The 21,548-nt window shown below is 67.9% G+C and carries 21 protein-coding genes; 10 read left to right on the top strand and 11 right to left on the bottom strand.

Annotated elements, in window-relative coordinates:
• Window positions 1–39 precede the first annotated feature (39 nt).
• Together NIBR502770_RS13950 and NIBR502770_RS13945 are read left to right on the top strand one after the other, a co-directional pair.
• The gene (locus tag NIBR502770_RS13950) at window positions 40–2,616 is read left to right on the top strand and encodes a DUF4118 domain-containing protein (RefSeq protein WP_141182323.1); all 2,577 of its coding nucleotides are present in this window, start codon (window positions 40–42) and stop codon (window positions 2,614–2,616) included.
• Entirely contained in the window at window positions 2,613–3,296 is a 684-nt protein-coding gene (locus NIBR502770_RS13945; protein ID WP_141182322.1) for a response regulator, read from the top strand. The genes NIBR502770_RS13950 and NIBR502770_RS13945 overlap by 4 nt, the downstream gene beginning before the upstream one ends.
• Window positions 3,297–3,323: 27 nt before the next feature.
• Here the strand turns inward: NIBR502770_RS13945 and NIBR502770_RS13940 are convergent, their stop codons facing one another.
• Window positions 3,324–4,001, bottom strand: coding sequence for an NADPH-dependent F420 reductase (locus NIBR502770_RS13940; protein ID WP_141182321.1), 678 nt, complete (start codon window positions 3,999–4,001; stop codon window positions 3,324–3,326).
• Window positions 4,002–4,136: 135 nt separating this feature from the next.
• On the opposite strand from NIBR502770_RS13940, the gene NIBR502770_RS13935 reads away from it, so the two are divergent.
• Both NIBR502770_RS13935 and NIBR502770_RS13930 read left to right on the top strand, forming a co-directional pair.
• Window positions 4,137–4,715 (top strand): TetR/AcrR family transcriptional regulator, encoded by a 579-nt coding sequence (locus NIBR502770_RS13935; RefSeq protein WP_141182320.1) that lies wholly within the window; start codon window positions 4,137–4,139, stop codon window positions 4,713–4,715.
• Between the two features lie 145 nt (window positions 4,716–4,860).
• A complete protein-coding gene (locus NIBR502770_RS13930) occupies window positions 4,861–6,837 on the top strand; it encodes an amino acid transporter (protein WP_141182319.1) in 1,977 nt (658 codons plus the stop codon).
• On the opposite strand, the gene NIBR502770_RS13925 is transcribed toward NIBR502770_RS13930, so the two are convergent.
• The gene (locus NIBR502770_RS13925; RefSeq protein ID WP_141182318.1) at window positions 6,806–7,216 is read right to left on the bottom strand and encodes a hypothetical protein; all 411 of its coding nucleotides are present in this window, start codon (window positions 7,214–7,216) and stop codon (window positions 6,806–6,808) included. The two genes, NIBR502770_RS13930 and NIBR502770_RS13925, sit on opposite strands and share 32 nt — an antisense overlap.
• A 164-nt stretch (window positions 7,217–7,380) precedes the next feature.
• Here NIBR502770_RS13925 and NIBR502770_RS13920 point away from each other — a divergent pair, with 164 nt between their 5' ends.
• Together NIBR502770_RS13920 and NIBR502770_RS13915 are read left to right on the top strand one after the other, a co-directional pair.
• A complete protein-coding gene (locus NIBR502770_RS13920) occupies window positions 7,381–7,899 on the top strand; it encodes a GNAT family N-acetyltransferase (RefSeq protein ID WP_141182317.1) in 519 nt (172 codons plus the stop codon).
• 121 nt (window positions 7,900–8,020) lie between these two features.
• Window positions 8,021–8,920 carry an SGNH/GDSL hydrolase family protein gene (locus NIBR502770_RS13915; RefSeq protein WP_141182316.1) on the top strand — a complete coding sequence of 300 codons (900 nt, stop codon included), beginning with the start codon at window positions 8,021–8,023 and terminating at the stop codon, window positions 8,918–8,920.
• A 63-nt stretch (window positions 8,921–8,983) separates the two neighbouring features.
• Here the strand turns inward: NIBR502770_RS13915 and map are convergent, their stop codons facing one another.
• Window positions 8,984–9,757, bottom strand: a complete 774-nt coding sequence (gene map, locus NIBR502770_RS13910; RefSeq protein ID WP_141159530.1) for a type I methionyl aminopeptidase — start codon at window positions 9,755–9,757, stop codon at window positions 8,984–8,986.
• Window positions 9,758–10,130: 373 nt separating this feature from the next.
• On the opposite strand from map, the gene NIBR502770_RS13905 reads away from it, so the two are divergent.
• Entirely contained in the window at window positions 10,131–11,039 is a 909-nt protein-coding gene (locus NIBR502770_RS13905) for a response regulator transcription factor (RefSeq protein ID WP_168223177.1), read from the top strand.
• Between the two features lie 55 nt (window positions 11,040–11,094).
• Here NIBR502770_RS13905 and NIBR502770_RS13900 read toward each other — a convergent pair whose 3' ends face one another.
• The 3 genes from NIBR502770_RS13900 to arsB are packed head-to-tail and all read right to left on the bottom strand — an operon-like array spanning window position 11,095 to window position 14,064.
• The gene (locus tag NIBR502770_RS13900) at window positions 11,095–12,483 is read right to left on the bottom strand and encodes an FAD-dependent oxidoreductase (RefSeq protein WP_141182314.1); all 1,389 of its coding nucleotides are present in this window, start codon (window positions 12,481–12,483) and stop codon (window positions 11,095–11,097) included.
• Between the two features lie 43 nt (window positions 12,484–12,526).
• A complete protein-coding gene (locus NIBR502770_RS13895; protein ID WP_141182313.1) occupies window positions 12,527–12,946 on the bottom strand; it encodes an arsenate reductase ArsC in 420 nt (139 codons plus the stop codon).
• A 26-nt stretch (window positions 12,947–12,972) separates the two neighbouring features.
• Window positions 12,973–14,064 carry an ACR3 family arsenite efflux transporter gene (gene arsB / locus NIBR502770_RS13890; protein ID WP_256371938.1) on the bottom strand — a complete coding sequence of 364 codons (1,092 nt, stop codon included), beginning with the start codon at window positions 14,062–14,064 and terminating at the stop codon, window positions 12,973–12,975.
• A gap of 124 nt (window positions 14,065–14,188) precedes the next feature.
• Here arsB and NIBR502770_RS13885 point away from each other — a divergent pair, with 124 nt between their 5' ends.
• Window positions 14,189–14,539: a helix-turn-helix transcriptional regulator gene (locus NIBR502770_RS13885; protein WP_141182311.1), complete on the top strand. Its 351-nt coding sequence runs from the start codon at window positions 14,189–14,191 to the stop codon at window positions 14,537–14,539.
• Between the two features lie 16 nt (window positions 14,540–14,555).
• On the opposite strand, the gene arsA is transcribed toward NIBR502770_RS13885, so the two are convergent.
• A complete protein-coding gene (arsA, locus tag NIBR502770_RS13880; protein ID WP_141182310.1) occupies window positions 14,556–16,319 on the bottom strand; it encodes an arsenical pump-driving ATPase in 1,764 nt (587 codons plus the stop codon).
• A gap of 112 nt (window positions 16,320–16,431) precedes the next feature.
• Here arsA and NIBR502770_RS13875 point away from each other — a divergent pair, with 112 nt between their 5' ends.
• On the top strand, window positions 16,432–17,127 hold the full coding sequence (locus tag NIBR502770_RS13875) for a DinB family protein (RefSeq protein WP_168223176.1): 696 nt from the start codon (window positions 16,432–16,434) through the stop codon (window positions 17,125–17,127).
• Here the strand turns inward: NIBR502770_RS13875 and NIBR502770_RS13870 are convergent.
• From NIBR502770_RS13870 to NIBR502770_RS13855, 4 genes are all read right to left on the bottom strand, one after another.
• Complete coding sequence (locus tag NIBR502770_RS13870) at window positions 17,124–17,561, bottom strand: hypothetical protein (protein WP_141182308.1); 438 nt, start codon at window positions 17,559–17,561, stop codon at window positions 17,124–17,126. The genes NIBR502770_RS13875 and NIBR502770_RS13870 overlap by 4 nt on opposite strands.
• Before the next feature lie 87 nt (window positions 17,562–17,648).
• Window positions 17,649–18,479: an oxidoreductase gene (locus NIBR502770_RS13865; protein WP_141182307.1), complete on the bottom strand. Its 831-nt coding sequence runs from the start codon at window positions 18,477–18,479 to the stop codon at window positions 17,649–17,651.
• 39 nt (window positions 18,480–18,518) lie between these two features.
• Window positions 18,519–19,547 (bottom strand): aldo/keto reductase, encoded by a 1,029-nt coding sequence (locus tag NIBR502770_RS13860; RefSeq protein ID WP_141182306.1) that lies wholly within the window; start codon window positions 19,545–19,547, stop codon window positions 18,519–18,521.
• A gap of 13 nt (window positions 19,548–19,560) precedes the next feature.
• Entirely contained in the window at window positions 19,561–20,442 is an 882-nt protein-coding gene (locus NIBR502770_RS13855; protein ID WP_141182305.1) for an aldo/keto reductase, read from the bottom strand.
• An 86-nt stretch (window positions 20,443–20,528) separates the two neighbouring features.
• Between NIBR502770_RS13855 and NIBR502770_RS13850 the strand changes: the two genes are divergently transcribed.
• Window positions 20,529–21,431 (top strand): helix-turn-helix domain-containing protein, encoded by a 903-nt coding sequence (locus tag NIBR502770_RS13850; RefSeq protein ID WP_141182304.1) that lies wholly within the window; start codon window positions 20,529–20,531, stop codon window positions 21,429–21,431.
• The last annotated feature ends 117 nt before the right edge of the window (window positions 21,432–21,548 follow it).

Here is a 21,548-nt window from a genome sequence, read left to right as displayed (position 1 = left end):
AAGTTGGCCCAGGCGACCGGACAGGATAAGACTGTGGGTATGTCACGCGGAACCCTTCGGATCTTTCTGGGCGCGGCGCCCGGCGCGGGCACCACATACGCCGCGCTGCGGGAAGCGCACCGGCTGCTGGCCGGGGGCAGGGACGTCGTGGTCGGCATCGCAGCGGACCACGGCCGGGAGGAGACGCGGCAGCTCGCAGAAGGGCTCGACGCCGTTGCGCCGCGCCTTTCGGGCGGTACGACGGGAGCAGGGGTGCCGGCCCTGGACGTGGACGCCGTGCTGGAACGGAAGCCGGATGTGGCCGTAGTGGACGAGTACGCACACGTCAACGCCCCAGGCAGCAGGAACCAGCAGAGATGGCAGGATATCGAGGAGCTGCTGGTGGCGGGCATCGACGTGCTGTCCACCCTTTGCGTGCAGCAGCTGGGGTCCCTCAGGGACGTGGTTGCCGCGATCATCGACGATCCGCCGGACGCAACGGTGCCGGATGGGATTGTGCGGCGGGCGGACCACATTGAGCTTGTGGACATCCCACCTGCGCTCCTGCGCCAGAGGGTGGCGGACGGCAGGATCTTCCCGGCGGACAGGATCGATGCCGCCCTGGCCAACGAGTACCGGCCCGGCACCCTGCTGGCCCTGCGCGGAATGGCCCTGATCTGGCTCGCGGACCGGGTGGAGGAAGGCCTGGCGGCGTACCGGGAAAGCCAGGGCATCACCGCCGCGTGGCCCACCCGCGAACGGGTGGTGGTAGGGCTTGCCGGCTCCCCCGGGGACGAGGTGCTCATTCGGCGGGCAGCCCGGATCCTGTCCCGCGTCAACGGCAGCGAACTCCTGGCCGTCCACGTGCGAGGCACCACCGCACGGCGGGAGGCGTCGGAACAAACCGTGGAGGCGCAGCGGCAGCTCATCACTGACCTCGGCGGCACCTTCCACACGGTGTCCGGGGATGACCCGGCGCAGTCTCTGCTGGAATTCGCCCGGAGCGCCAACGCAACCCAGATTGTCCTCGGGGCAGCACCGGGAAGCTTCTGGAGCCGCGTCCTGGGCAGGGGCGTGGCGTCAAGGGTGGTGCGGGAATCCGGCGACATCGACGTGCATCTGGTCTCCCATCCGCCCGCGGCCCGCGGACTCCCGCGGCATACCCCCGCAGCCCTCAGCCGCACGCGCACCACGGTTGGCTATATCCTCGCGGTGCTCCTCCCCGTGCTGGCCTCCACCCTCCTGTCCTTCAGCCGCGACCTGAACCTCGCCACCCACGCCCTGGTGCACCTGACCGGGGTGATGGCGGTGGCGTTCATCGGCGGGCTGTGGCCGGCCGTGTTCGCAGCCGTCCTGGCGTCGCTGCTGCTGAACTACTTCGAAACGGACCCGGTGGGCACGTTCAACATCAGTGACCCGCAGAACGTCTTTGCCCTGCTGGTCTTCCTCGGGGCCGCGGTGGCCGTGTCCCTGGTGGTGGGCCTGTCTGAACGCCGGGCGCGGGAAGCTGTCCGCGCCCGTGCCGAGGCCACCACCCTCGCCGACCTCGCCAGGGATGCACTCCTTGCGGACGATACCGTTGCCGGTTTCCTGGACAAGGCCCGCGAAACCTTCCAGGTCCGGGCCGCGGGCCTCTTCACCCGTACCGGGGACAGGCAGGACACGTGGGAACTGCAGGCGTTTTCCGGGGACGCGCCGCCACCGTCCCCGGAGGCGGCAACCGCGCTCACTGACAACGTGGAACTGGCCGATCCCCGGACCGCCCTGGTCCTGTCCGGCCGCACCCTGACGGCAGGGGACCGGCTCCTGCTGGCCGCCCACGGAGCCCACCTCCTGCTGCTCCGGCAACACCACGCCCTGCAGCGCACCCTGAAAAGCACCACGAAACTGGCGGAGGGCAACAGCGTCCGCACCGCAATCCTGAGCGCGGTCAGCCACGACCTTCGCACGCCGCTGGCAGGGATCAAGCTGGCGGTCACCGCGCTCCGCCGCCAGAACAGCAGGCTCCCGGCGGAGGTGCAAGAGGAGATGCTGGCCACCATTGATTCCTACACCGAGCGCCTGGACGCCCTCATCTCCAATCTCCTGGACATGTCCCGGATCTCCAGCGGATCGGCTGCACCGCACACCGCCCCGGTCACGTGGCGCGATGCCATCGAGGACGCCCTGCGCGGCATCCCCACGGAGCGCATCCGGATCGACCTCGCACCCAACATGCCGGCCGTGGACGCAGACCTGGGCATGCTGGAGCGGGTCATCGCCAACATCGTGGAAAACGCGCTCAAGTACGCGCCCGGCTCGGACGTGGTGATCGTGGGCGTGTCGGGAGCCGCCAACGCAGCGGACGACGGCGGCACGCCGTTTGGCGAGCTGCGCATCGTCGATCACGGGCAGGGTGTGCCCGCTGCCGCGGTAGTGGAGATGTTCCGGCCGTTCCAGCGGCTTGACGATGCGCCGGAAGGTCTGGGCATCGGGCTGGGCCTGGCCGTGGCGAAGGGCTTTACCGAGGCGATGGGCGGCCAGCTGGTGCCCGAGCCGACTCCGGGCGGAGGGCTGACCATGGTGGTCCGGCTGCCGCTGTCCACCGGGCCCTACAGCCCCAACATCCGCCGGGAAGCAGGCACCGCAACAGTATGAGGACAGTCCTGATCGTTGACGATGAACCGCAGCTGCTGCGCGCCCTGCAGGTGAACCTGCAGGCGGAGGGGTACCGGGTGCTTACGGCCCTGGACGGGGCGGCCGCGCTCAGGCATGCGGAAGGCGGGCACCCGGATGTCATGGTGCTGGACCTGGGCCTGCCGGACATCAACGGCGTGGACGTGATCACCCGCGTCCGCCGCACCAGCAGCATGCCCATCATCGTGCTCTCCGCCCGGCACGGGTCCGTGGACAAGGTCAGGGCCCTGGACGCCGGCGCCGACGACTACGTGACCAAGCCGTTCGGGCTGGACGAGCTCCTGGCAAGGCTGCGCGTCGCCGGCCGCCGGAGCAGCGCGCCCGAGGTTGCCGAGGACCCGCCCGCCGTCGACGTGGGGGACTTCGAGGTGGACCTGGCCAACCGGAAGGTGACCCGGGAAGGGGAACCGGTCCGGCTCACCCCGCGCGAGTGGGCCATCCTGGAACTGCTGGTGCGGAACCCGGGCCGGCTGATCACCCAGCAGCAGATGCTGGCCAGGATCTGGGGCCCGGGCTACGACAACGAAACCCACTACCTGCGCGTTTACATGGGCCAGCTGCGCCGCAAGCTGGAAAAGGACCCGGCCCGGCCCCGGCACCTGCTCACCGAGGCCGGGATGGGCTACCGCTTCGAGCCATAACCCGTACCAGGGCCGGCAGGCGCGGGCTTACCGGACGATCTTGAAGTTGAACGCCGGGGTGCCCAGCGCGCCCCAGAGGCGCAGCCAAACGGGCAGGAGCATTTCGGTGCCGCGGGCGGTGGAGATGTCGCCGAGGTCGATGACATCGTCATGGCCGAAGTCCTTCAGGAGGCCCGTGACGGTGTTCTTGGCGTCCGCGTCGTTGCCGGAGACGAAGACCGTGCCGGGGTCGGCCAGGAGCGTGGGGCGCGCCATGAGGTCGGCGTTGAGCGTATTGAGGGACTTCACCACCCGCGAGGCAGGGAAGGTGCGCTGGATCTGTTCGCCGAGGGAGTCGGTGTCCTTGACGAACAGGGTGGGCGGCATGCCCTTGCTGAAATCGAGCGGGTTGGCGATGTCCAGGATTACCTTGCCGTCAAGGTTCCCGGCGCCTGCCGCTGCCAGGACGTCCAGGGACGCATTGCCGTTGGTTGCGTTGACGATGAGTTCGGCGCCGACCGCAGCGTCGGCGAAACCGGCGACGGCGATGCCCGGGTTTTCGGCGGCCCAGCCGGCGAACGGGGGAGTTCCCATGGCGTCCGGGGCCGTGCGCGCGAGGGTGGCCTCCGGATCGCGGGTGCCGATGGTGACATTGTGGCCCAGCTCTGCCAGGCGGGCTGCGATGGTCCGGCCGACGATGCCGGTGCCGAGGACGGCGATGTTCATGGATGCTCCTTGGTGGGTCCGTGGGGACGGTGTTGATTGTGACGGATCGTTCTCATTTAGTTTGTGACGGAACGTTCCGTCTGTCAAACTTAAGGCCAAGCAGAGTGCAGAAGCTTTCGAGGGAGTGTGGTCCGAATGGTGCGAAGGACGGCGGAGGAGAACCGGCGCAATGTCCTGGATGTGGCCACCCGGCTGTTCTACCAGCAGGGAATCCGGGCCGTGGGCATGGATACGGTGGTCAAGGAATGCGGGGTTGGAAACGCCACCGTCTACCGGCAGTTCCCCACCAAGGACGCCCTCGCCACCGCGTATGTGCAGGGGCGTGCCGACGCCTGGTTTGAGCGGATGCGGCAGGCCGCTGATGGGCAACACGACCCCCGGGAGAAGCTCCTTGCCGTGTTTAGGGTGCTGGCTGCCGACTGCGCCGGCCCTACATACCGGGGCTGCCCGATGCTGAACACGAGCACCGAGTTTCCGCTCGGCCAGCACCCGGCCCACATGGCAGCTGTGGGCCACAAGCAGCAGGTGCGCGACTGGTTCAGCTCGCTGGCGGCCGACGCCGGAGCGGAGTCGCCGGACCAGCTCGCCGAAGAGCTCCTCATCGTCCTCAACGGCGCCTACGCCACGGCGGCAGTGCTCGACGGCGGGACGTACGGCAGGCGCGCCCTGGCCCTTGCGCAGTTGCTCGTCGGGCAGGCCTGCCCGCGCCCCTAAACGGTGGGCACCAAAGCCGCGTGCCGCCGTCGTAAATTCCCGCGTAAAGGATTCGTCAATAAAGGTCCTTTTCGCCGATCCGCCGTTTTGCCCGGTGCTAGCTTCGCAGTGGTCGCGGTGCAAAGGGCAGCGCGGAAAGGCAGAGATGACCACGTTGAGCAGGCCCCCGGCGGATCCTTCCGCGCCCCATGCCCACGGCAGGAAGGCGCTGAAGGACTGGCTGCTGTTCGGGCTGCAGGACAGCAAGGGTACCCACCAGGGCCCCGGCGGCGTGCCCACGCAGCACGAGAAAAAGCATGCATGGTGGCAGGTCATGTGCCTGACCGGTGTGGACTACTTCTCCACCCTGGGCTACCAGCCGGCCATCGCCGCACTGGCCGCCGGTGTCATCTCACCCCTGGCCACCCTGGTGCTTGTGGCCGTGACCCTGCTCGGCGCCCTGCCGGTGTACCGGCGGGTGGCCGGTGAAAGCCCCCGCGGCGAAGGTTCCATCGCCATGCTGGAACGGCTGCTGCCGCGGTGGGGCGGCAAGCTCCTGGTCCTGGTGCTGCTGGGCTTCGCGGCCACCGACTTCATGATCACCATGACGCTCTCGGCCGCGGACGCCACCGCGCACCTGATCCACAACCCCGTGGCCCCCGGTTGGCTGCAGGGGCAGAACATTCCCATCACCCTGGTCCTGCTCGCCCTGCTGGCTGCCGTGTTCCTGCGGGGCTTCAAGGAAGCGATCGGCGTCGCCGTGGTCCTGGTGGTCCTGTACCTGGGCCTGAACGCCATCGTGGTGGTGGTGACCCTGGGCCAGGTCATCTCGCATCCGGTGGCCATGGGCGACTGGTGGACCAATTTGTGGGTATCGCACGGCAACCCGCTGATGGCGGTGGCCATCGCCCTGCTGGTGTTCCCCAAACTGGCGCTGGGCCTGTCCGGCTTCGAGACCGGCGTCGCCGTCATGCCCCAGGTGCGCGGGGCGGACAACGACACCGAGGACAATCCTGCCGGCCGCATCCGCGGAGCCCGGCGCATGCTCACCACCGCCGCTGTGATCATGAGCGCCTTCCTGCTGACCTCGAGCTTCATCACCGTGGTGCTCATCCCGGAGCAGGAGTTCCAGCCGGACGGCCAGGCGAACGGCCGTGCCCTGGCCTACCTGGCGCACGAATACCTGGGCGTGGGCTTCGGCAGCGTGTACGACATCAGCACCATCGCCATCCTCTGGTTCGCCGGGGCTTCCGCCATGGCCGGGCTGCTGAACCTGGTGCCCCGCTACCTGCCGCGCTACGGCATGGCCCCGGGCTGGGCCAAGGCCGTGCGGCCGCTGGTGCTGGTGTTCACCCTGATCGGCTTCCTGATCACCTTCATCTTCAATGCCGACGTCGATGCGCAGGGCGGTGCGTACGCCACCGGCGTCCTGGTGCTGATGACCTCCGCCGCGGTGGCTGTGACCCTCTCGGCCCGCAGGAAAGGGCAGCGGAACCTCACCGTGGGCTTCGGCGCCATTTCGGTGGTGTTCGCCTACACCACGGTGGCCAACATCTTTGAACGGCCCGAGGGCATCCGGATCGCCGCCATCTTCATCCTCGGCATCATCGTCATCTCGCTGCTGTCCCGGGTCCGCCGCTCCTTCGAGCTGCATGCCACCCGGGTGCACCTGGACCAGCAGGCCCTGGAGTTCATGTCCAGCACCCTGGACGGGCCCATCGCGATCATCGCGCACGAACCGCTGCGGCTGTCCCCGGAGGCCTACCGGGACAAGCTGGAGTCAGCCATCGAGGTCAGCCACCTCCCGCTGGCGGGGGACGCCCTGTTCCTTGAGGTCATCGTGGACGACTCCTCGGACTTCGAAACCGAACTGCATGTCCGCGGCGTCAACCGGCACGGCTACCACATCCTGGAGGTCCACGGCCCGGTGGTTCCCAACACCATCGCCTCCGTGCTGCTGCACATCCGCGACGTCACCGGCCTGATGCCGCACATCTACTTCCGCTGGACGGAGGGGAACCCCATCACCAACCTGGTCCGGTTCCTGTTCCTGGGCGAGGGCGAGATCGCCCCGGTCACCAGGGAGGTTCTCCGCGAGGCCGTCCCGGACGTCACCCAGCGGCCGTGGGTCCACGTCGGCTGATGTGTGGCTGGCTGATGTGCGCCACCGAGGCGGCAACCCGGGCTGCGTCCGCCAGGCTGGAAGGGCGGTGTGCGCGGAAGGCGGCCTCGGCGTCGTCCTCCCAGACGCCGGACGCCAGCACCACAACGTGCACCATGTCGCCGTAGGAGTCGTTGCAGGCCAGGACGTCGCCGGGCACCCGGTGCGCCTCCGGGCCGGCTGACGGCCAGGGCTGGAAGACCACCCACCAGCCCTCGCCGTCCTGGTCGGGGAACAGGTAGCCGCTGGCAGGCTGCAGGGCGCGGCCGTTCAGCCCCCGGCCGCCGTAGCCCTCCACGGCCTCGGCTGCCGCGGCGAACTTCACCCTGCCGCGGTCCTCGGGCGACTCATCCCACCGCATCTTGCGCCCCCTGGCTCTACACACTTTCCTGCCTTAATGAAAGGTCCTGAGGGGCCCGTCCGGGGCGCGGGCGGCCGTTTTTTGACGCATTATTTACGGGTCGCCGCACCCCCGGCCCCACGCCGCGGGATGAGGGGGAGCGGCCTGCCACCATAATGGGACCCATGGAGAGCCCCGTAACCATCCGCCCCATGTGCCCCGAGGACTGGGACGCCGTACACGCCATCTACGCCGCCGGCATTGCCACAGGGGAGGCGACTTTCGAGAGTGAGCCGCCCACCTGGGAAGCGTTCGACGCCGTGCGGCTGCCCCAGCACAGGTTGGTCGCCGAGGAGGCGGGGCGGGTTTCGGGCTGGGCCGCGGTGTCCCGCGTTTCGTCCCGGGAGGTGTACCGGGGCCTGGTGGAGCACTCCATCTACGTGGCGCCGCAGGCACAGGGCCGGGGCGTGGGCCGGCTGCTCCTGGGCGCCCTGGTGGAGTCGACGGAGGCCGCGGGCATCTGGACCATCCAGTCCAGCATTTTCCCGGAGAACACGGCAAGCCTGGCGCTGCACCGGAAGCTGGGCTTCCGGGTGGTGGGGACCAGGGAGCGGATTGCGCGGATCAGTACCGGCCCCAAAGCGGGGCACTGGCAGGACACGCTGCTGCTGGAACGCCGCAGCGCCGTGGCCGGTACCGGGTAGCTGCCTTATCCCATGTGGCTCCTTCAACTTCTTGTCCGGGGCCATAGGACCCTGTCCTGATCGTGCGCCCGCGCCTAGGGTCATGGGGACACGCGTCCTCGAGTACAGTTTGGAGCCCATAATGCAGTTCCCCGTAGTTTGGCGTCGCAGTGCGGCCACGTTCGCTGCCGCAACAGCCCTCATCCTCTCCGGCGCATCAGCTCCTGCCTTCGCCGCGCAGCAGCCCGTCAAATATGTCAACCTTGGGGACTCCTACTCGGCCGGTTGGGGCTCGTTGGCGCCAACCGCCGCCGTCAATCCGGCGTTCGGCAGCCCGGCCTGCCTGCACGGCGGCCCTGACGACGTGGCGTTGTTCGACCAGCTGCAATCGGTGGCCCTCACCGGCGACTATGCGTGTGCAGGCGCGACAATCGGAACAACAACTTCAGGTATCCCCACTATTGCCCAGCAGGCCGCCAAGGCGTCCCGTGATGGTGCGCTCAACAGCACCACAGGACTGGTGACCCTCACCGCCGGCGGCAACGACGTCAACTTCGGCCAGATCATCGGAGCGTGTGCTGCAGACCCGTCACCGACGGCCGTCGGTTGCCGGGAGGCCGTAGCCTATGGAGTCCAGCTTGCAAACGGCGTCGACGTGGTGGGAACGGTCGCAAAAATTCGCGGGTACGCGGCAAATGCTAAAATCGCCTGGCTCGGGTACCCCCAGCTCTTTGCGACGGCCGGGGAATCCACCACAGTCATAGCAGGCGGCGGTGTCATGTCCGCAGCGGCCGCAGCGGTGTTCGACAAGGGCACGGACCAGCTCAACGCCGTCCTCGCGGGCAAGGCACGGAGCGCCGGCGCGCAGTTCGTGGACGTCACCCCCAAATTCAACGGCCACGAAATCGGTTCCTCCGACTCCTGGTTCAACCTCGGCCAGTACACGCAGTTCAACTTCCACCCCACCGCCGACGGATATACACAGGGCTACTACCCGGCCATGGTCAGCGCGATCAAACCTGCACAGCTCGTGAAGGGCTGAGCCGTACCCTGGGCAGGGACACGCTGAACCGCCGCAGCGCCGTGGCCGGGACCGAGTAGCTTCTTACCGCGAGGGGAGCGTCAGGATCTCGGCGCCGTCCTCGGTGATGGCGATGGTGTGCTCGGTGTGGGCCGTCCGGCAGCCGGTGGCGCTCCTCAGGGTCCAGCCGTCGTCGTCCGTCACCAGCTCCGCCGTGTCCGCCATGATCCACGGCTCCAGCGCCAGCAGCAGCCCGGGCCTCAGTTTGAAGCCGCGGCCGGGCCGGCCCATGTTGGGGACGTGCGGGTCCTGGTGCATGGTGGAGCCGATGCCGTGGCCGCCGAACTGGGTGTTGATGGGGTAGCCGGCGTCGGTAAGGACCCGGCCGATGGCATAGGCGACGTCGCCGATCTTGGCGGCCGGCCCGGCGGCGGCTATCCCCGCGGCCAGGGCCCGTTCCGTGGCTTCGATCATGGCAACGCTCTCCGCCGGGCGTGATTCACCGACGATGAAGCTGATGGCAGCGTCGGCGGCAATCCCGTCCTTGACGACGGCGAGGTCCAGGGTGAGCAGGTCCCCGTCGGCCAGGTCATAGTTGTGGGGGAGTCCGTGCAGCACGGCATCGTTGACGCCGGTGCAGATGTAGTGGCCGAACGGGCCGCGGCCGAACGACGGCGCGTAGTCCACGTAGCAGGATTCGGCCCCGGCCTCGGTGATCATCTCCTTGGTCCACTGGTCGATGTCCAGGAGGTTGGTGCCCACGGTGGCGCGGCTCTTCATGGCCTGCAGGATGTCCGCCACCAGGGCGCCGGTGACGCGTGCGCGGGCCACTTCGGCAGGGTTCAGGATCTCGATCATGGGGCGCCCTTCGTGTCCGGTAAAGCCTACGGGCCATCCTATTTCCCGTATCCCGGCCGATTGCAAGGAACGGTGCCGACCTGCGGGATTATTGCGGGATTGTACTGGGCCCCAGTGACCGGAACCCTGCATTGAGCCCGGGCGGGGTGTCGGGACCCTGCTGATGGGGCTAGCCTGTTAGTGGGTCGACACATTCGTTCGCTTTCGCACGTACCCGTTTCAGGTAACTGTTCTCCTTTTCGCGGTGGGCCAGAGTGGCAAAGCAGGAGACTAACAAGTGCCTTTGGGGTTTCAAGGGCAATTGAACGGAACAAGTATGGCCACTGGCTATCAACCTGGTTTGGCGTCGTCTTCCTGGGGGAGCGTCTACGTCGTGACTGGGGAAGAGCTGGTTGGGCAGGGTCTGCGGAGGCTGTTGTCGGTTAATGGGTTCAACGTTGCCGGGGAATCGGGGTCTGTCCGCCAGGCGGCGCGGCGGATCCCTGCGATACGTCCGGATCTGGCCATCATCGACGATGACCTTCCAGATGGCTCCGGTGCGGGGCTCTGCCGGACAATCGCAGCCGCTGACCCCACCATCCGGTGCGTGCTGATGACGGGTGAAACTGACGAAGCGGTTCTTATTGGCGCGATTCTGGCCGGTGCCTGGGGGTGTTTGTCCCAGCAGGACGACAATGAGGAGCAGCTGAGGCTGATCCGGCGGGCCATGCACGGGTACACAGCCTTCAGCCGCCGTTTCCAGACCGGCATCCTGGCTCCGATCCAGGCCGACGGGATGAATGGGCCCGACGGCCGGCTGGGGATGCTTTCCAAACAGGAAATGAAGGTGGCTGTGGGGGTTGCCCGCGGGCTGGCCAACGCACAGATCGGCCAGGAATTGTCTCTGGCCGAAAAGACCGTGAAAAACATGGTCTCATCGGTGCTGATGAAATTCGACATGTCGCGCAGGACCGAGGTGGCGGTATTCGTCTCCGGGGAACTTGAGGAGACAGGAGACCTCGCCCGGGAGTACCGGCGCAGTCGTGACCCGGACCTGATCGCGGAAGTCACCGCGGCGCTGGTTATCTGCACCAGCGAGGCGGGCAGGATACCGCCGTCCAACAAGGTGCTGCTCCTGGACGCCATGCGGCTTGCTGATGCTTTGGCGGTTGCCCATCCCCGTCCCCGCCCGGCAAAACACCGGCAGGAACGACCAATGAAACTCAAAGGCCCCGATGACCGCATTCCGGGACCTTCAAATACCCGCGCCACAGACAGGGCGCCCGGGCCCACCCGGCACTAACTGGTTGGGACGTTGTCCCCCTTAGCGCTCATTTGGGGGGCGTTAAGGGGGATGGTCAGTCGTCCCCGGGGCGGCCGTGGGCCAGGCCAGTGGGGAATCCGATGAGCAGCGGCTCGGGGGTGCCGCAGCATCCTCCGGAAGTTTCTGCCACGAATCCGGCAGAAGCGGCAGCGGGGACGTCGCAGCTGGTGCCGGTGTCCGAGGAACAGACCCCGGTCTCCGGCAGCTCGAGTTGCACGGTGTCGGCTGCTTCCCGGTCCCCAGCCAGGGCAGCCGCGACGGACCGGACCTGTTCGTAGCCGGTGGCCAGCAGGAAGGTGGGCGCGCGCCCGTAGGACTTCATCCCAACGACGTAGAAGTCCTGTTCAGGGTGGGACAACATTGCTGCACCGTGCGGTTCCACCGTGCCGCAGGAGTGGAATTCCGGGTCGATCAGGGGTCCGAGTCTGCGCGGGGCCTCCACGCCCGGGTCCAGTTCCAGCCGCAGCTCCTGGAGGATCTTCAGGTCGGGACGGAACCCCGTGGCCGGAACCACCACATCGGCCTGGAGGGTCCGGCCGTCCGTGGCGGTCAAGGTGACCGGGCCGGCGTCGGCTGCCTCGATGGAGGCGATACCGAAGCCGGTGTGCAGTTCCACCCCGCCGGATTCGACGAGGGTACGCAGCCGGCTGCCCAGCCGGCCGCGGGCGGCGAGCCCGTCGGCGTCGCCGCCGCCGTCGACCTTGGCTGCCGACGTGCCGCGGATGGCCCAGATGATCCTGGTGCCGGGTTCCTGGGTGGCAAGGTCTGCGAGGTTGATCAGGGTGTTGGCGGCAGAGTGGCCGGAACCGATCACGACGGCGGTGCGTCCGGCAAAGCCTGCGCGCCCTCGGCCCAGCACGTCCGGCAGGGGGGAAGAGATGTGGGCAGCGGCGGCGGCTTCACCGACGGCGGGCAGTCCCGAGGTTCCGAGCGGGTTGGGGGTGGACCACGTACCGGAGGCGTCGATGACCGCGGCGGCCTGGTAGTCGCGGACGTCGCCGTCGGCGTGTTCCACCCGGACCACGAAGGGGGTGCTGTTCCTGTTGCGGCTGTGTGTTTTGTCCATGCCCTGGCGGGTCACCGCGATGACGCGGGCGCCGGTATGGAGGCGGGACGCGATGGCCGGCAGCGCGGCGAGCGGGTTGAGGTACCGGTCGATGAGGTCCCCGCCGGTGGGCAATGCCGCGGGCTCGGGTGCAGTCCAGCCTGTTTCGGTCAGCAGGCGCACGGCTGCGGCGTCGGTGTTGTACTGCCACGGGGAGAAGAGCCGGATGTGCCGCCACTGCCCGATCGCTGCGGCCGGGGCCGGGCCGGCTTCGAGGATGAGGGGTTCCAGGCCGCGTTCCAACAGGTGCGCCGCCGCGGCGAGGCCGATGGGGCCCGCGCCGATGACCACAACGGGGAGGGTGTTGGTACCAGCCATGAGGGTCCTGCTTTCTACGGTCCGGGGGTTACTGGGCGGTCGATTACTGGGCGGGGGTGAGGGAGGCGATGAGGCCCTCGATGCGGCCCTTGATCTCATCGCGGATGGGGCGGACGGCGTCGACGCCCTGGCCGGCGGGGTCTTCGAGTTCCCAGTCCTCGTAGCGCTTCCCCGGGAAAATCGGGCAGGTGTCGCCGCAGCCCATGGTGATGACGACGTCGGATTCCTTGACTGCCTCGGTGGTGAGGACCTTGGGGATCTCGGCGGACATGTCGATGCCGAGTTCGGCCATGGCCTCGACGGCGGCGGGGTTGACCTTGTCGGCGGGCTGGGAACCGGCGGAGCGGACCTCGATGGCGCCCTTGGAGAGGGTGGTCAGGAAGGCGGCGGCCATCTGGGACCGCCCGGCATTGTGGACGCAGACGAACAGGACGGAGGGCTTTTTGGCGGGTTCGGTGCTCACGGGGTTTCTCCTGGGGTTCTCGGGGGTTAGGCGGAAGGCTGGCTGGTGGTGAAATAGCGGGTGCGGGCCCAGAGGGCCGCGTACACCAGGGCAACGAGGGCGGGGACTTCGATCAGGGGCCCGACGACGCCGGCCAGGGCCTGCCCGGAGGTGACGCCGAAGGTGCCAATCGCCACAGCGATGGCGAGTTCGAAGTTGTTCCCTGCTGCGGTGAAGGCCATGGTGGCGGTCCTGGCGTAGCCGAGGCCCAGCCACTTTCCAACGGCCATGCCGGCGCCGAAAACGGCCACGAAGTAGACCAGCAGCGGCAGCGCGATCCGGGCCACGTCCAGCGGCCGGGACGTGATGGTGCCGCCCTGCAGGGCGAAGAGCAGGGTGATGGTGAAGAGCAGGCCGTACAGCGCCCACGGTCCGAGCTGCGGAAGGAATTTTCGTTCGTACCAGTCCCGGCCCCTGGCTCTTTCCCCGAGGGTCCGGGTGAGGAAGCCGGCCATCAGGGGGATCCCCAGGAACACCAGTACGGAGGCGGTGATGGACCAGAAGGAGAAGTCCACGCTGGTGGTGGGCAGTCCCAGCCAGGACGGCAGGAGCTGGAGGTAGAACCAGCCCAGGGCGCCAAACGCGATGACCTGGAAGACCGAGTTGATGGCCACCAGCACGGCCGCGGCCTCCCGGTCGCCGCAGGCGAGGTCGTTCCAGATCATCACCATGGCGATGCACCGGGCCAGGCCCACGATGATCAGGCCGGTGCGGTACTCGGGCAGGTCAGGGATGAAGATCCAGGCCAGGGCGAACATGAACGCCGGGGCCAGTACCCAGTTCAGCACCAACGAAGTGATCATGAGTTTGCGGTCACCGATTACCCGGTGTGCCTGGTCGTAGCGGACCTTCGCAAGCACGGGGTACATCATCACCAGCAGCCCGACGGCGATCGGCAGGGAAACCTGGCCGATCGTGACGGCCTCGAGAACCGTGTTCAGGCCCGGGACGAAGGTTCCCAGCAGCAGCCCCAGTGCCATGGCCGCAATGATCCACACAGGCAGGAACCGGTCCAGGGTGGAGAGCTTGCCCGCGATGGGAGCCGCCCCGTCAAGGCGGAATGTCGGGTCAGTCTGGATGCTCACGGAACTCCTGTGGCGCTGGTGTAAGGCCTGGGCGGGACTGCTGGAACAACATTGATATTCGTCGATATGAGTATCGGCAACTATATCGATGATTGTCAATCTTGTGCATAATGGACGCATGACTTCCCTGCAACTGGCTGAGCCCGCCATCGCCGAGGACTGCTGTGCGCCATCAGGCCGGCCAGCCCTCGAGGTGGAGGAGGCCCAGCGCACGGCCCTTGTGTTCAAGGCGCTGGCCGATCCGAACAGGCTTCGGCTGCTCTCGATTGTCAAGGGCGCCGGAGACGGCGAAGCGTGTGTCTGCGACCTGACCGAACCGCTGGACTTGAGCCAGCCCACAGTGTCCCACCATCTGAAGATCCTGGTGGACGCAGGGTTGCTGCACCGCGAAAAGCGCGGCACCTGGGCGTACTACTCGCTGGTTCCCGGTGCGATCGAGCAGGCGGCCGGCCTCCTGGCCACCCTGTAGAACCGCCCGGTGCCCGTTATGCGGGTTGGGAGCTGTAGGCGGTGAGGGCTGCCAGTTTTTCTTCGCCAACGGGCTCCTCGGGCAGCAGGGGGATGAGGGCCACCCGGTCGGCCAGCGCGTACACCTTTGAAATCTCTTCAAGCTCGCCGGCCGCGCGCGCCTGCAGGAACGGTGACTTTGGGTGTGCAGCGGCGATCGAGTTGTTGATGACCCAGGCCCACGGATGGATCCCGGCCCGTTCCAGGTCGTCCTGCAGCTCCTTGGCCTCGAGCACCGGGGTGGTTTCGGCCAGCGTCACCAGGACCACCTTGGTCTGTGCCGGGTCCTGCAGCCGCATGAGGGGTGTCACAAAGCCCATGGTTGTTCCCACTTGGCGGGCGATCTCCCGGTGGTATGAGCCCGTGGCGTCCAGGAGCAGCAGCGTGTGGCCGGTAGGGGCGGTGTCGATCACCACGAAGTGCCGGCGGGACTCCTGGACCACCTTGGAGAACTGCCGGAACACCGCAACCTCGTCCGTGCACGGGGAGATCAGGTCCTCTGCCAGGGCGGCGCGTCCTTCATCGTCCAGGTTCCGGCCTTTGGTCTCCATGACGTGGGCCCGGTACTCGCGGATTGCGGTTTCGGGATCGATGCGCGAGACGGTCAGGCCCGGGATGGAACCGTGGAGCGTTTCGGCCAGGTGTGCAGCCGGATCGGTGGTGGTGAGGTGGACGGCAAGCCCGCGCCTGGCCAGGGCTGCGGCGATGGCCGCGGCAACCGTGGTCTTGCCCACTCCGCCCTTGCCCATGCACATGACCAGGCCGCCGCCGTCGCGCTCCACTTCGTCCACCAGCGCGGCAAGCGGGGCATCGCCTGCACCAGGAACGGGCGCTGCGGTTGCCGGCAGTTCGGTGATCGGGGCTGTGGTGAACAAGGATTCAAGCGCGGGAATCCCCACCATGTTCCCCGGCTTCAGCTCCAGGATGTCGCGGGGAAGGCGGGCCACTGTGCCGGGGACCGCGCGGAGGGCAGCGGCTTCCCGGGCGCGCAGCGCCTTGGCCAGCTCTTCATCCCCAGCGGCGTCCGGCAGCACGCCGTTGATCACCACGTAGCCATTGCCGATGCCTATCTGGTTGAGCTCCAGGTAGGTCCGTTCTATCTCGCCCAGCGACGACGCCTGCGCGCGGCTGACCAGCACCAGCCGCGTACGGGCCGGGTCCGTGAGGGCCCGGACTGCTGCGGCGTAGACCTGTTTGTGCTTCTCGAGGCCCGAGAGGGGGCCCAGGCAGGAGGGATCACCCGTCCCGGCAGCCAGGAAGTCGGTCCACGACCCCGGAAGCTGCAGCAGCCGGATGGTGTGGCCCGTCGGCGCGGTATCGAAAACAATGTGGTGGTACTCGCCGTAGCTGCCGTCGTCGGCAAGCAGGCTTGTGAACTCGTCGAAGGAGGCGATCTCGGTGGTGCACGAACCGGAGAGGCTCTCCGCGATCCCCGCCAGCTCCGCGTCCGGAAGGACCCCGCGGGCCGGGCCAATGATCCGCTCCCGGTAGGCCTCGGCAGCTTGCTCCGGGTCGATCTCCAACGCCCGGAGACCTGGCACGCCGCGGATCGGGGTGACAGCGTTGCCCACCTCCTGGCTGAACACCTGGCCAATATTTGACGCGGGGTCGGTGCTGACCAGGAGGACTTGCTTCCCTGTCCTGGCAAGGGTGAGTGCGGCAGCGCAGGCCACGGACGTCTTGCCCACGCCGCCCTTGCCCGTGAAGAACAGGAACCGGGGCGCGTCCTGGAGGAACTTCATGGTGTTTCTCCTTGGCTTCCAGACGGGTCGCGGCATGCCGGCCCTGCGATGCTATTGATATCCATCAATGCCTGAAAGAATACCGGCTGACTCCCAAGGAAGGCAGGGTCCGATGGCGGTACCTGACAGCGATCCGGTGAAGGCAGACCTGCTGTGGATCGCGGCCGACTTCCGGCGCATCGTTGTGGGCGCCCCGGCGGATGAGCTGGACCTGCCCTCCAACGGAACGCGGTGGACCAACCGGCAGTTGCTCTTCCATATGGTGCTCGGCCAGAACATTGCGCTCGCCGGGATTCCGCTCCTGGGACTGTTCTCGCGCCTGCCGCCTCCGGCATCCCGGAACTGGAGCCGCCTCCTGGACTCCTGCGCCCGCCCCTATGACTGGGTGAACTGGGCCGGATCCGCCGCCGGAGGCCAGGTCCTGAAGCCGGCCGGCATGCTGGGGATGATGGACCGGACCACGCAGATCATTGTGAACTGGTACGACCATGCCGGCACCAGGGCACTGGACCGCGGCATGACCATGCCCGTGCGGTGGGATCCGTACTTCCTGCCCTGGATGAGCCGCCGGGACATCCTGGAGTGGGCGCCCAAGCACTACCGCCACCACCGGGCCCAGTTGAGCCTGACCACGCTTCAGCCTGAGCGGAGGGTTCGGTGCACTCCGGCCCAGTTACTCCGGCCGCATCCCGCGTGGGAGCGGGGACACGCCGCTGAGCACGGCGTGTTCACCGAGTGCGGCAGGAGTAATCGGGCGGGAATGTTCGACGGCGGCCCCGTGGACGGCCCGGGGCCGCGGCCGGGCTAGGGAACTAACGGGTCCCCGCCGTCCAGGCCGATGGAACGCCCGCGGGCAAAATGGGCGTTTGCGATCTCGTTGACCTCACGGACGCTCTTCCCCGGATAGGCCAGCCGGAGCCACTCGTAGTCCCACTCCTGCATGTCCCGCACGCGGCTGATCCGCTTGTGGGCCCGCATTTGGGCGGTGAGTTCCTCGCCGCTGGGCACCCGGGGCGGGGGCGGGGGCCTGAGGGGTTGCGGCGGGGGCTGCGGCATACGGACCGGACGTGCCGGGGCGTTGGCGGAGCGGACCAGTGCCACCGTCAGCGCAACCACCCCCGCCGCAATCAGCAGCACCCACCAGTACTGGATGATGAGCGCCACGATGATGAGGACGAAGAAGGGCGCGCACCCGATGGCGCCGCCGCCTCCGCTGCGTGACCGACGTCGTTTGGCTGCCATGCTGGTTCCTCTTGCGAAGTGATTGTTAGGCATCCACTTTCGCACCGGGCAAGCGCCGTGTCATGAGTACCCGGTACTCGAATTGGGCTAGTCCGTGATGTCGGTGCTGGTGCTCAGCTCCTGCCACTGGTCCAGCTCGGCGCGCTGGGCATCGGCCACCATGCCGAACGCGCCGAAGGCGTCCGTGCCCAGGACCAGCAGGCCCGGCGGGTTGGGGGAATCGACGACGGCGAGGATCGCCTTGGCTGCCTTGTCCGGGTCCCCGGGCTGGTTGCCGTGGGCCGTGTCGACTTCCTTGCGGCGCTTGCCGGCCGTGTCCGCGTAGTCCCCGATCGCCGTCGCGGACTGGGTGAGAGAGCGGCCCGCGAAGTCGGTCCGGAAGCCCCCGGGCTCGATGGCCGTGACGTTGATGCCCAGTGGCTTCAGTTCGTTGCGCAGCGATCCGGACATGCCCTCCAGCGCCGCCTTGGTGGCCGAGTAGTAGCCGGAACCGGGAGGGGTGATGCGGGCGCCGATGGAGGAGATGTTCAGGATGGTCCCGGACTTGTTGGCGCGCATGCCCGGCACCACGGCCTTGATCATGTCCACGGCGCCGAAGAAGTTGGTGTCGAACAGGCGGCGGATGTCGGCGTCGTCCGCTTCCTCCACGGCGGCGCGGTAGCCGTAGCCGGCGTTGTTCACCAGCACGTCGATGCTGCCGAACTTTTCCTCGGCTGCCTTGACCGCGGCGGCGATCTGCGCCTTGTCCGTGACGTCCAGGGCCAGGGGAAGTGCGCTGTCCGGGAAGCCGGCGGTGATGTCCTGCACCGCGTCAACGTTCCGGGCGGTGACCGCAGCGTTGTGCCCGGACGCGAGCACGGCTTCAGCGAGTGCCCGGCCAAGTCCGGTGGAGCAGCCTGTGATGAGCCACGTTGCCATGGGTTTTCCTTTCGTAGGGGTCTAAGGCGGGGCGGGCACCTAAGCCCGCTGCCGCCGTCGTGCGTGTGCGCTCAGTTCGTGCGCGCCGTAGCTGTTGTCGTCGGGGTTGACCGTGACGCCCGGGGCCACCAGCTGGTCGATGCGGTCCAGCACCTCCGGGGCCAGGACGGTGTCCGCGGCCGGGAGGTAGGACTCCAGCTGCTCCATGGTGCGCGGGCCGACGATGGCGGAGGTGACGCCGGGGTGGTTGATCACGAACGCGATGGCCAGCTCGATGAGCGTCACCCCGGCCCATTCGGCCACCTGCGCAAGCTCCTCCACGATGTCCAGCTTGCGCTGGTTGGCGGGCTGGCTCATGTCGAACCGGGCGCTGGGCCGGGCGCTCGAGGTGGGCCTGGATGCGGAGTCCTTCCGCCACCGCCCGGAGAGCCAGCCGCCCGCCAGCGGACTGTACGTGAGGGTGCCCATCCCGTGGCGCTGCACCGTGGGGAGCACGTCCTCCTCGATGCCGCGGGTCAGGATGGAGTAGGGCGGCTGCTCGGTGACGAACCGCTCCAAATTGCGCTCGCGGGACGCCCACTGGGCTTCGACGATCTGGGAGCCGGAGTAGGACGAGGAGCCGATGTAGCGCACCTTGCCCTGGCGGACCAGGTCGGTGAGTGCGCCGAGGGTTTCCTCCACGTCGGTGTCCGGGCTGGGCCGGTGCACCTGGTAGAGGTCGATGTGGTCGGTGTTCAGCCGGCGCAGCGAGTCCTCCACCTCCCGCATGATCCACCGGCGTGACCCGCCGCGCTGGTTGGGGTCCTTTTCGTTCATGGGCATGAAGAACTTGGTGGCCAGGAAGACGTCGTCGCGTCTTCCGGCAAGTGCCGCACCGACGATTTCCTCGGAGGCGCCCCCGGAGTAGACGTCCGCGGTGTCGATGAAGTTGATGCCGGCGTCCAGGGCGCGGTGGATGAGGCGGGTGGCGTCGGCGCGGTCGTCATTGCCCCACGGGCCGAACATCATGGCGCCGAGGCAGAGGGGGCTGACCTGCACGCCGGTGCGGCCAAGGGGGCGGTATTCCATAGCTTTTTCTCCTTTAGGCTTCGGGGATGACCATGGCAAACCGCTCCGGCCGGGCCACATCAGGGTCCGGGCCGCTGCGGATACCGGTATCCAGGGCGTCGATGGCGGCGAGTTCAGCTGCGGACAGCTCGAAGCCGAACACGTCGAAGTTCTCCGCGATGCGCACCGGGTTGGTGGACTTGGGAATGGCGGAGCGGCCCTGCTGCAGGTGCCACCGGAGCATTACCTGTGCGGGGGTCTTGCCGTGGGCGTCCGCGACGGCGGCAATCGCCGGGTCCCGCATGACGTTTTTCCGGTTCTCGCCCCAGCCGGGGTAGAACGTGATCCCGCCGATGGGTGACCACGCCTGGGTGAGGATGCCGTGTTCGGCGTCGGCCGCCTGGACGTTCCGCTGGGCGAAGTACGGGTGCAGTTCGATCTGGTTGACGGCGGGGACAACGTCCGTTTCCGCCAGCAGCTGGGTGAGGTGGTGCGGCATGAAGTTGCTGACGCCGATGGCCCGCACGCGCCCGTCCTTGAGCAGGGTTTCCAGGGCCTTGTACGCGGCGATGGTCTTGTCGAACCGGTCCGGGGCGGGCTGGTGCAGGATGAGCAGGTCCAGCTGCTCCACGCCCACCTTGCCCACCGCCTTGTCCCAGGCGTGCAGCGCCTCGTCGTAGCCGTAGTCGCTGACCCAGACTTTCGTCTCGATGAAGACCTCTTCGCGCGGCAGCCCGGAGCGGCGGATGCCTTCGCCCACCTCGCGCTCGTTGCCGTAGGCGGCGGCGGTGTCGATGTGCCGGTAGCCTACCTCGAGCGCGGTCTGGACGGCCGCCGTCGTCTCTTCCGGGGGACTTTGGAAGACGCCCAGGCCGAGTGCGGGCAGTGTGATTCCGTTGTTGAGCGTGAGTTCCATGCCTCCACGCTATTTCGGTACGCGGGATTGTGGGAGGGCTTGCCAGTCCCTCCTTCGCTGTCCACCCGGGGCGTAGCGTGGGTGCCATGACGAACAGCGAGGACGTGCGGAAGTTCCTGGCCTCCCGTCGGGCCAGGCTCACACCCGATGAAGCCGGGCTGCCCGCGTACGGCGGCGACCGGCGCGTGAAGGGCCTGCGCCGGGAGGAGGTGGCCATGCTCGCCGGGATGAGCATTGATTACTACATCCGGCTGGAGCGGGGGAACCTGTCCGGAGCTTCGGACAGTGTGCTGGAGGCTTTGGCACGGGCCCTGCAGTTGGACGACGCCGAGACGGCCCACCTTTTCGACCTGGCACGCGCGTCCACGGCTGCCCCGAGGGTGCGGCGCAAGCGCAGCCCGCAGACGGTGCGGCCCAGCGTGCAGCGGGTGATCGATGCGATTACCTCGGCGCCGGCCTGGGTCCGCAACGACCGCGGCGACGTGCTGGCTTCCAACGAGCTGGGCCGGGCCCTGTACCTGGAGATGATGCTCGACGGCGGCACCCCGCCCAACAGCGCGCGGTTCACCTTCCTGAGCCCAAGGGCGAGGGAGTTCTTCGCCGACTGGGAGCGCGCCGCGGATGACATCGTGGCTGTGCTGCGGTCCACTGCGGGCAAGAACCCGTACGACAAGGACCTCTCGGACCTGATCGGCGAACTCTCCACCCGCAGCGAGGAGTTCCGCGTCCGCTGGGCCCGGCACGACGTGAAGTACCACCGCACCGGCCGCAAGCGGCTCCATCATTCCATCGTGGGGGACCTGGACCTGACCTATGAGGCGATGGAGCTCCCTGCGGATCCCGGGCTGCGCGTCAACATCTATACGGCCGAGCCGGGCTCGCCGTCAGAGGACGCACTGAAGGTCCTCGCCAGCTGGGCGGCCACGCAGCGTGCTCTGGGGGCAGCGCCCGAGGTGCCGGCGTCTGACGTGGCGGCGCAGGAGACGTGAACCGCTTTCGCGCGGCGCACATTCGTTTTCGACGCGCGTATTCGCTGCCGCTGCGCAGATTCCGGCCGCGCTAGGGAATTTGCGCGTCGGATGTGGTTTTGCGCGTCGTAATGGAAC

The organism is Pseudarthrobacter sp. NIBRBAC000502770 (assembly GCF_006517815.1).
Classification (GTDB): Bacteria; Actinomycetota; Actinomycetes; order Actinomycetales; family Micrococcaceae; genus Arthrobacter; species Arthrobacter niigatensis.
Note: the sequence above shows the minus strand (reverse complement) of the source record. Positions and strands in the feature narration are given on the sequence as shown.